Below are 9,658 nucleotides of genomic sequence, written 5' to 3'. Positions count from 1 at the left end.
GATTGGTTGAGTGGTTGGGGTCGGGGGCGGTGGGTTAAGGCTTAGGTTGGAGGGTCTTTGAAGTGGCTTAAAACAAATATTCGTCGAGGTCCGCGTCCGGCCAATAGCAGCCTCCAAATGACGTCTATCAAACCAAGCTAATTAATTACTATGTTTCAACGCGGGTGCAGACATGCACCCGCTTCAGCCGAAGATGTATAAGCAGTCGTCAATGTGTTCCAATTCTTGCTGCGTGTATCGGGCGTTGCCATATTTTCGAATATCCTCCAATACTCCCCTGACAGGAACTGGCTGCGATGAGTCTTCAATCAACTCAATTAAGAGCTGACAATCAGGGGCTATCCCTTTGAGATACTTCTCTACTAGCTCTTTGAGTGCTATTCGAGCTTGCTGATCGGTTAGCATTGCTTCTCCGGAAAAACAGCCCAATTAGTCGCAATCGATAATAGTCGCCAGATACATTTCAGAGAAATCCTCGGCTTACAGGGGCGACTTACGATTACCTTTGTTTACACTTTTCAAGCTCGCTTTGACTTTTTAATGTCGTATCCAAGCCAAGTCGATACTTGCAATAATTAATAACCAGACTTCGCTCCGCCTCGCTTAGCTCACTCAATTTTTTATCATCGGATTCGTACGCGAAAATATTTTCAAACTCCATCTGAAATGTGGGACTTTTCTTAATAAAGAATACTTTTTCCGGATAAGCGTCCTCCATCTTTTCGTAAAAACCTATATAAAGCATGGCAACAATCGTGGTTGATAATATGATTAGCAGCGATTTCATGATGAAGGCGGTCGCAAAAGTTTGGTTTTAATCCGAAGGTTTCTAACAAGCTCCATGCCGATATTACCAGGGCAAATTTTTCCTTCGCCGGCTTGCATGGGGTATTCACGGTGCCCACCTAACGTCGTCACCCTGAAAACGCTGGTCAGGGCCTGAATCAAGGTCAGAAGGGTATCAATTTGTATAGCAGGAATTTTCTGGTCCATGTTGCCGTTGATGCTTTCGAGGGCTTGGCGAGCAAAAGCGACCATATCGCCACCCTCTTCGGCGGTTGTCAGGTTTTCCAGTAAAACGATACCAATCACACCCGTGTTGTAGTTATGTACGCTTGATCCCTTGAACCGTATGTCACGTCCTTCAAAGACTTTACCCGTACAATCGATGCCGTAGTGATAGCCGATATCATCAAACTTAGCCTGATGTTCACTCTGAATCGCGCGCATTTGTCCTGCACCAGCACCGCAGCCTACACTTCGTCCTGCGTGGTGAAGGGCGATCATCGAGTAGTCCCAATCATCCACCATTTCACCTTTTGCTTTATGCGCTCCCCATGATGATCGCTCTACAAATTCGCACTTGTTTTTGCTGAGTAGTCTGATGATCGCTTCTCTAGTGGCAGCTCTATCGTTGACGGTGATAATCGTGGGAGCAACTGGCACAGCGGGTTTGACTTCAGTCGCTTTTGCTTCAGTAGTAAATTGTTCAGCCATTCTGGGTCAGTCCGTTAGTTCGTTAAGCGTCCGAGCTGGAGAAGTAAAATCAATACTGATAGAAATATTGGCATCTTTGACTGGGGTTTTGATCTTTGCTATCCCGGCGCTGTCGGTAACACCTGTAATCTTTTGACCATTTACAGTGGCAGTGAAATTTCTTCCGACTAGAGGTTGACCAGTCTCGCTATCAACGATGCTGAAAGTATGCCCATAGGTTTTCTGCAGTAAAAGCGGGAGTGGTGGCGTGAACGGTGCGGGAGTATGGGAGTCGCCGATGATCACCGTACCCGAGCCACCAATAACCACGTCGCCGTGTGTGCCGACGGTTCCCACCAGAGCGGCATTCTTGCCATTGATGAACACCGTCGCAGACACTGCCGAGTCCAAAGCGCTGCCGCAGGTACAAGTGTCGCCTTTCCTTGCGGCTGCGAGGCCGTCAAAAAACACATCGGGAGATCCGGACGCAATGGCTTTGGGCCCGTGCCCAGGCATAGGGCAACTGGTGGGGTCAGTTATGCGTGCAGCTGGCTTTGCCATGTATGACTTCCTGTCTACGATTTTTCCAAGGGCGACTGTATCAGAGTTGCGTCGAACAGTGGCTCAAGGCACCGCTCTGATGGGCATATTGGCGATAGCTTTGAATCGCCTATGGTTAGGCAGAGGTCGTTGAGTGTCAGCTTTCGGCCAGAAGCAGTCAGTCATACATGACGATTATCAACCCCGAGCAGGCATGCGAAAATCGAGGCTGGCAAACAATAAGCTATCGTCAAGCGCCATCAGTTTTTCCTATTATGGAGATACTGCCATTGAGATGGTGGGTGTGCCCGCGGTCTTCATGTTGAGGAAGCTCTGCAAGCCCAGGAAGCGCAAACCACCAGTTGAGATTTCAGCTAGTCAGCCTTCACAACAGGCTCAACTTGTGCGGGGGTTAGCGGGGTAAGCTCAATTGCTAATGCTGTTTTGGCGAAAAGCTTGTTAATCAACGCTGCGAGCCGAGGGGAATTCGAGTCGCTCGAAATCGCTCGACAGGCGTCAAGGAAGTGCTGGGTCGCCGTGCCGAAGTGAGCGTCGTAAGTCGACCGTTGAAGACACATTTCAATCATCCGCCGCATGAACTGACGCAGCGTGTCTACTTCCATACTTCGTATTGCAGCATCGAAATCCGCTACCGTAGCCCGCTTCATGGCCACCTCCTGTAATGTCCCCCAACCCCGGTTATTGATGATGTCGAGACAAGCGTCGACTATGGTTGTGCTCGCTTGGGTCCGAGCTTTGGCAGCATTTACAGCTGCCTGAATATCAGGATGGATCGGGTTGTTGAACGGGTTGTCATCCTCGACGTACTGGTAATTCTCCTCCTCGAAGGCAGTTATCCACGCATTGATGATTGCATGGCCAAGCGCTTGCCCCTCAGGGAGCTCGCAGAGCGTGTCAAAGAGCTGGGTCGCGATGTAGGGGTCCAGCAATTCGGCGCAGGCGGGGAACTGACCGGCTTGAGCCAGCAGATCGGCATCGCTTAGCCGATGGTCCCAAAACGCCCGCTTTAAGAAGTCGTGCGCAGTCTCCCTGGTTTGTAGCGACTGCGTCCCAGCGATGAGCCGGTCAATGATAGTCTGAACACGCTCCGCGTCGAACAGTCCGGACTCCAAAAAATCGACGAGCACTTTCTCGAACTCGTCGCAGCAGTGAACGCCGAGCTCTTCCATAAGCAATCGCCAACTGTCCTCGAGCTTCTCCTGCTCAGTCAGCTCTGCGTTATTGTCCCGGCCGAAATGCATCCAGTCTGGATTCGCCACGTTCAGCGCGAATTGGAAATCGGGCCCGTCTGGAATACCGCGGTAGTGGATCGCGGAAAACAGGACGATCGACGGCACCACTCGCGCCAGGATCGCTTGGTCCAAATCTCGACCAGCCAAAATCTGGTTGGCGGTTTTCACCACCTTGCCCACTATACGGATGTTGGTGAGCCCGCAGATCGCAATGGCTCGCTCCAGCCCCTGCGCGTATTTCGATGGCGTCAGCTTGATGGCTATCGAAAACGCCTCCTCCGGGGAGGTCATTAGCCTGACTTCCTCGTCGATGACCTTTTCGCGGAAGGTCTCCCACAGCTTCGCCTGGCCGCCATCCGTGGATAGCTGGTCGTCGTTCAACACTAAGAGAAACCTCACGTTGAACTGCTTGGAGTAGTCGTCGATGAAGCCCAAGACCTCGTCGATACCGAGCTTAGTGTGCTTGCGTTCAATGTCGTCGATGACTATTAGCTTGTCTCGAAGCACGACCGGGGCCATCAACAACACGTTGAGGTCCTTGAGGGCGGCCATCGCCTTATAGTGCTGCGAAGCCGCGGACATGCTTGCGTTAAAGAGGTTTTTAATACCGTCGAACACGCCGCCATGAGACTCAACGCCGGGAATTGCCGACTCGATCAGTTTGCGCTTCATTTGGTCGACGCTCGAAAGACCAAACAACGACACGTAGAGAGCCTTCTTGGCCTTCTCGTTGGCAGAGGCAGTTCTGACCTCGTTCCACAGATGCGTCTTGCCTGTGCCCCACTTCCCCGACAGCGCTATGACCCTGTTGTCGTCCTGCCCTAACAAGCGGAGCAATCGTTCTTTCGTTTTTGATAGAGACATACTCTCCTCCTTTGTTGAACGCAAAAAATCGCCCTTGTCGATTTATGCTGATGCTAAACGCTGCAATGCCTCTAAAGACTACCCTCCCGAGCGGCAGCTTTCGGCCAAAAGCAGACATTCAATACATCTACAAAACTGGCGTCGATTCGACCGCCCTTAATTTTTAGTAAGAGTGCTATCAGTCAGGTAAAGGAACTATAAGGATATCCGGTGAAGATTTCGGGTTGGCCCATAACTCCTCAAGATTGACATCATCGCTGGCTGGCCGATGCGCCTTGACCAACGGATCAACTTTAAGAATCATGGGGATGTCAAATGCTGTACCAGTAACCACACAACAGCCTTTGGCAAGAGTGGGTATCAATGCCTTCGAGGATGAATCTAACGTGCTGATGGTATTGTCCAAAAGCATGAGGTCACGTTCATTGACCAAGCGGTGAATAAAAAAATTGTGAATTTGTGAAACGATAGTGGGAGAAATATCGGCTGGTCGCTGACTCGAAAGTGTTAGATATACACCATACTTTCGCCCCTCTTTAATTATTTCCTCGAATAGTTCCAGGCGATAGTCTTTCCATATCTCGTGTTCTCGCGTGGACTGTTCCGACAGTATGTTGTGGGCTTCATCAATTATTAAATGCAATGTTTGCGCTGGTGGGCTTTTTAAAGTTTCCGACTCCTTGTGATTAATGTAGAAATTCTTGGCGATAAGAATGGGAAGGAGTTTCTTGATTTCATTGTTGCATTTTTTCAGTGAAATCACATGGAGTAGATGACGTGATGTTGGAGTATCAACGATTTTTATTACTTTTCGAAGGGAATCAATAGAGGATTTGGCCCGTGACAGCACTGGTTGGATATGCTCGTATTGTGCATAACCCAAGAGCACATCCAAGCAGAGCTGAAGATAGCAACGCACAATAAGCTCATCAAATTGATCGAGATCGCTCAAGTCCAAATGTGCTTCCAATAACGGCTTTAAAAAAGCAGCATAGCTTTTGCCGTCAGAGTCATAATAGTGGCCATCTAGAAAAAAATACTTCTTTACGGCGTTATACTTTATTTTTGCAAGATGGTTCTCCAGTTCCTCACAGCACACCAACCTAGCAATTTCTCTAGTCAGTTCAAGCGCGTCAGATTTTGGCTCGCTTGCACTGAAAACTTTTTGAAAAGTTTTCATAAAGTAGTTGGCCAGAGGTATATCTTTAAATCTATCTCTGCCACTCACTACCCGCCTAAGAAAAGGCTGTTGAGTATTGGTCGTAGCTTGGAATAGTAGGCTAAGTGTCTGCGCATCCCAAAAATGGATGCTTTCGATCATGAATTGTTCCCCACCTCGCTTGGTATCTAATATTGTGATTTGTTTATCTTTGGCAGGAAGGATTTGCCCTTCAGTGTATTCACCATTGAAATCTATGATAACAAATTGGCTTTTGTTCTTCAGTCCATCTAACTTTTCTCTAAATAAGGTGGTGTACAGTTGGGCGAGAGTGTTGGATTTGCCGCTCCCTGTATTGCCAAAAATGCCAAGATGGCCATTGAAGATCTTGGCCCATGGCAGATTTATTGATACATCCTCCTTTAGCATGGCGCCTATGGAAAAATTGCTATCTCCTTCGGTCCCATAGATTTTGCTGACCATGGATACGCTTAGTAGGAATGCCTGGTCTCTGATCATGGGCATGTATTTCACGCCCTCATAGAACGTGTCATCAACAACATATCCTATGGGTCTAACATCGACCTTACGAACGTATATGGTTTTTTCAGCCTCTACATCGAGCTTTTTTTCATCTAGGTATTCGCCCTCAACTAAACAAACAATATCAATGAACCCTCGCTGAATAAGGAGATGCTCTCTTAATGACACCCCCCGATATTTCATCCCGTCGTAAAAAATGGTCTCGTGGCTGGAGTCCTCGAAAATACGAAGAGAAATTCTAACACCTGACACGGCAATAACCTCACCAACGACAATACTCATACGAGATCATCCTCTGGCGGGATATAAGTTTGTGGCTTGAGCGACAGCACGTACTTGTTGAAGTTGGAAAAATCCATTTTGACGCCCTCTGGCGGACCGATTACAGTTACATTCCTCCATTGCTGAAATTCTTTCCGCATCGAGGCTGCGCTACCTGAGCTATAGCAGCAAATGAACGTCTGGAGTTGAGGGTTTACCAGCGAGCGTTGGACCAACTTAAGGATGTGCTCATCAGCAAATGAGAAGCCAAAAGTAATAAGGATCGAGTTCGGCTAATAATGCTCTTCAAATACGGTTTCGTGGAATTTCCATTTTGTTGGGTTGACGATAGGTAACTTATTGTACGCCTGCCAAAACTTAGCGATTTGCTCACTAGTGAATTTCACATTTGGTACGCGTGCGGTAGACCCGCCCGGGGTGCCTAAGTAGCTGGAGAATGGACTGATCTTGCTAATTGTCCTTGCAGTGAGCAGATGGTTAAATTGATTAGCATAGCTAACCTCAATTTTATCTGCGTGTTTCGACCAGTAAACAGATCCGTGCAGATGGATGATATTTAGTTGAGGAACTCCATAGCTGGCTCTTTCAAAAACTCCTGTTTGACATTGAAATGTATTGAAATTTTTCGCATGTAGATATTTCTTATGGAAGCCGGACGTGCCATCGTTGATTACAAAATCATACGTCCCTTGCGCTTGAATTTGGTCCGCACTATGAGCGAGACACCCATCATAGTTGGTAGTAAAAATATTGATTTTACGATTTAGTTCCTTTCGACGATCAAGAAAGCCTAGCAGGGTTTTCATGAGCGCCTGATAATTCAAAAGATTTTCCTTGCCTTTGGTAGTTTGAACTGCCGAAGGGGAAAATGTCTGAACGGGAAAGATACAGGTGTTGTAATAATGCATGAATAGGGCTGTACGCTTTTCTGGATAATGCTCGAACTTTGTAGCTAGCGTCTCAATTGTTTCCCACCCGCCGGTGGCGTCTTTAATTTCTAGTGCCAAAGTTGGGAATAAATCCGCCGACGCCCCTGAGCCGATTAGAATATTCACATTTTTGTTATAGGCATCCAATGGGTCAATTGATTCAAACATAATGGCTCCGTTGGTTTAACTTGCACATATGGCAATGTTTCCGGCCAAAAATCCCAGTTCTAGGGGGGCTGGCTTTCGGTCTTTGCATGTATGAAGGGTCGTCATTATGACGATTTCGGCAGCGCTTAACCGACTGCCCACTGAGGGCGCTCAAAACCAGAAATGAAAGATCGTCACCTGAAGACGTTTTATAACAAAGTACGCAGCTTAAGCCGTGATTTTGTTCCATCAAGAAATTCCCTCTTTGCACCCGGATTCCATTTGTTCGGCTCGATGGTTGGCTTTGACGGGGCACTTATCCCTAGCAAGCTAGTATTTCGCCAGCACGCTGTCCACTCCAAGAGCCGATAAAGTCAGTAGGGTTTTGCTTGGAAGGGATGCCAGGGAAAACTGGATCTGGCTACGCTTAGGGTGTGGAGTGTGTCAACGCGCGATAAAAAATGACTTACTTCACGGGCACAAATGTTTCCAAGGACGCGTGTTACCCATCTATCGGGTGATAACAGGGTTTTGATTTGGCAATTACAGCGGAAACAGCCGCGAGCCTTTTCAAGCCGTTTTTGATTTGATGTTGATGAAAGGTAAACGTCCGTTCCTGGATTGAACCTGACACAGAGATTGACCTCTCCTTTGGGTCGATTGCAGCCCCTCACAACAGGCAGCAATCGGCCAAAATCGGTCAATCGAAGGAATCTACGGAAGTGCCGCCTTTTCATACGGCACCGCAGGAACTGTAGCGCTCAGGTAGTGCGATAAGTCCGTGCAACCTCTCCCAGGTATGGTTTGATCCTAGTGAGGTCTGAAGCAAAGGACTCGAGTTTCGTCTCTGTCTCTGCATCGTCGTTTATCTTTCGCAGTACGGCGATGATCCGTACCAGTACCCATGCGACATCTGCTGCCATATCAAGAATGTAATCCTCGATTGAAGCATCACCGAACGGTCGCTTTCTCTCCTCACCATTCCACCGAGGATTCCGCATAAAAAATGCTGTTTCCCCGAGAGGCACTAAGTAGCCGTGGAGCAGAGAATGGCGATAGTGCATCAACTTGTGAGCTGCTTCGGCAGCGCGTGCCAGGACTTCGTTCGCACCTGGGCTCAAATCCTCCCTGCCATTTCCTACAATTGTGACTAACTGAGAAGCAGGTGGCCCATCAGTGGAAGGTCTAACCCCCTTCACGCTTTCGCGTTTTAGTGCCCAAACCGCTGGCTCTAGGTGGGCCTCGAAAAGTCCGAATGCGACTGCGAATGTTCCAATTTTCTGCTGAGCGATAACCGACACCCCAAGTTCGGAGATGGCCACCATTACGCCCAAAGCATTGACTGTGAATGCTGGCGGTTTCATTTCGTTGATTCTCCGTTCTTGGTGATGCTTGCTGTATAGCACGCCTCCATGTGACAAATTCCATTCGAAACAGAGCAGAGGATATGCGCTGATGCTCGAATCTATCAGAAGTAGACCGCACTGAACGTCGGCTAATGGCCGATAGCAGACACTCCCAACGAAAAGAGGAGACGGATTTATTTTCAGACGAAGAGCTCGCTTCTCTTGGCCAGTGAAGGCACTGTGATAGCATGCGTCCGCCCCCCGGATAGGGGGATTTTTTCTACATCCCGCAAGGAATATGCCCCGTGAAAGACTTCGTCATCAGCGTCAACAACACCGTCCTCTATCTCTCCCTGGCATTCATCTGGCTGGTCGCTATCGTCGCGATTTTCACCAGTGGGTTCTTGCCGGCGCTGGGTATCTTCGTGGCCGGCACCCTGTGCTGGTGCATCATTTCCGGCTTCTGGTTCGTCCAGTCGGCGACCTACGAAGAACTGCGCAAACTGAACGCCAGCAAAAACTGAAACATCAGGGTGGAGCCGTAATTGCCCCGCCCTACCCTGAGCGCTTGGTTCCGTGCCAAGCGCTTCTCTCTGCTGCGAACTACTCGCACGCACCCGCCTTCTCCGACCTCTAAATAGCTTCGCCCTTTCCCTTTCGGCCGATGAGGGACGGGACTGTTTTCAGGAAATAAGCCCTCACCTTTGAGCGCTTAAACAGGTCCGTTTAAAGCAACCCGCCGTAACTTCCCCAAGGCTACAACGCCTTGCGTCATTGCCTACGACTACGCCAGAATCCGCCGGCTTGTGCGCCTGGCATGCGGCTTTTATCGTTCTGGGGTCACTGAAAATCAGTGATCGGGTTTGGTAGCCCGGTATTTCCAGGCGCATAGCGCCACCTCTTTGCAGGGATCGTTCTCGTCTCTGCTTTTTTATGGTGGCCGTGCGCAGGGCTTCTTCGGAAGCGCCGGGTTCCTGGACCGGTCTACCAACCTGAGCATGGCCACCACCTTACGTTTGGTAGCGACGGGTGATGGCTCCTAGATTGCTTTCCAGGAGATACATCATGATCAAACCAACACCCAACCCACCCGAAACCGACCCCGCCTCGCCCTACGAA

Annotated in this window: 8 protein-coding genes; 1 reads left to right on the top strand and 7 read right to left on the bottom strand. The window is 49.0% G+C overall.

The window, feature by feature from the left end:
* Positions 1 to 183: 183 nt before the first annotated feature.
* The 7 genes from AC07XZ_RS28965 to AC07XZ_RS28935 form a co-directional block, all read right to left on the bottom strand.
* Positions 184 to 405 (bottom strand): hypothetical protein, encoded by a 222-nt coding sequence (locus AC07XZ_RS28965; protein WP_102688671.1) that lies wholly within the window; start codon positions 403 to 405, stop codon positions 184 to 186.
* Positions 406 to 783: 378 nt separating this feature from the next.
* A complete protein-coding gene (locus AC07XZ_RS28960) occupies positions 784 to 1,497 on the bottom strand; it encodes a peptidoglycan recognition protein family protein (RefSeq protein WP_102688673.1) in 714 nt (237 codons plus the stop codon).
* A 6-nt stretch (positions 1,498 to 1,503) separates the two neighbouring features.
* The gene (locus AC07XZ_RS28955; protein ID WP_102688674.1) at positions 1,504 to 2,037 is read right to left on the bottom strand and encodes a PAAR domain-containing protein; all 534 of its coding nucleotides are present in this window, start codon (positions 2,035 to 2,037) and stop codon (positions 1,504 to 1,506) included.
* A gap of 353 nt (positions 2,038 to 2,390) precedes the next feature.
* Positions 2,391 to 4,133, bottom strand: a complete 1,743-nt coding sequence (locus tag AC07XZ_RS28950) for a P-loop NTPase fold protein (protein ID WP_102688675.1) — start codon at positions 4,131 to 4,133, stop codon at positions 2,391 to 2,393.
* A 178-nt stretch (positions 4,134 to 4,311) separates the two neighbouring features.
* Positions 4,312 to 6,117: an ATP-binding protein gene (locus tag AC07XZ_RS28945; RefSeq protein ID WP_102688676.1), complete on the bottom strand. Its 1,806-nt coding sequence runs from the start codon at positions 6,115 to 6,117 to the stop codon at positions 4,312 to 4,314.
* A gap of 272 nt (positions 6,118 to 6,389) precedes the next feature.
* Positions 6,390 to 7,214, bottom strand: a complete 825-nt coding sequence (locus AC07XZ_RS28940) for a hypothetical protein (protein WP_256590604.1) — start codon at positions 7,212 to 7,214, stop codon at positions 6,390 to 6,392.
* Positions 7,215 to 7,954: 740 nt separating this feature from the next.
* Positions 7,955 to 8,557: a hypothetical protein gene (locus AC07XZ_RS28935; RefSeq protein WP_102688677.1), complete on the bottom strand. Its 603-nt coding sequence runs from the start codon at positions 8,555 to 8,557 to the stop codon at positions 7,955 to 7,957.
* A gap of 287 nt (positions 8,558 to 8,844) precedes the next feature.
* Here AC07XZ_RS28935 and AC07XZ_RS28930 point away from each other — a divergent pair, with 287 nt between their 5' ends.
* Positions 8,845 to 9,063 carry a hypothetical protein gene (locus tag AC07XZ_RS28930; protein ID WP_011333849.1) on the top strand — a complete coding sequence of 73 codons (219 nt, stop codon included), beginning with the start codon at positions 8,845 to 8,847 and terminating at the stop codon, positions 9,061 to 9,063.
* The last annotated feature ends 595 nt before the right edge of the window (positions 9,064 to 9,658 follow it).

It is taken from the genome of Pseudomonas sp. GW458-11-26-14-LB4 (assembly GCF_059423925.1).
This window is presented reverse-complemented; position numbering and strand designations above follow the sequence as displayed.

Excerpts from the sequence above, each read along its gene's own strand:
- AC07XZ_RS28935 (WP_102688677.1), bottom strand. The coding sequence starts at position 8,557 with ATGAAACCGCCAGCATTCACAGTCAATGCTTTGGGCGTAATGGTGGCC.
- AC07XZ_RS28965 (WP_102688671.1), bottom strand. The coding sequence starts at position 405 with ATGCTAACCGATCAGCAAGCTCGAATAGCACTCAAAGAGCTAGTAGAG.
- AC07XZ_RS28955 (WP_102688674.1), bottom strand. The coding sequence starts at position 2,037 with ATGGCAAAGCCAGCTGCACGCATAACTGACCCCACCAGTTGCCCTATG.
- AC07XZ_RS28940 (WP_256590604.1), bottom strand. The coding sequence starts at position 7,214 with ATGTTTGAATCAATTGACCCATTGGATGCCTATAACAAAAATGTGAAT.
- AC07XZ_RS28950 (WP_102688675.1), bottom strand. The coding sequence starts at position 4,133 with ATGTCTCTATCAAAAACGAAAGAACGATTGCTCCGCTTGTTAGGGCAG.
- AC07XZ_RS28945 (WP_102688676.1), bottom strand. The coding sequence starts at position 6,117 with ATGAGTATTGTCGTTGGTGAGGTTATTGCCGTGTCAGGTGTTAGAATT.
- AC07XZ_RS28960 (WP_102688673.1), bottom strand. The coding sequence starts at position 1,497 with ATGGCTGAACAATTTACTACTGAAGCAAAAGCGACTGAAGTCAAACCC.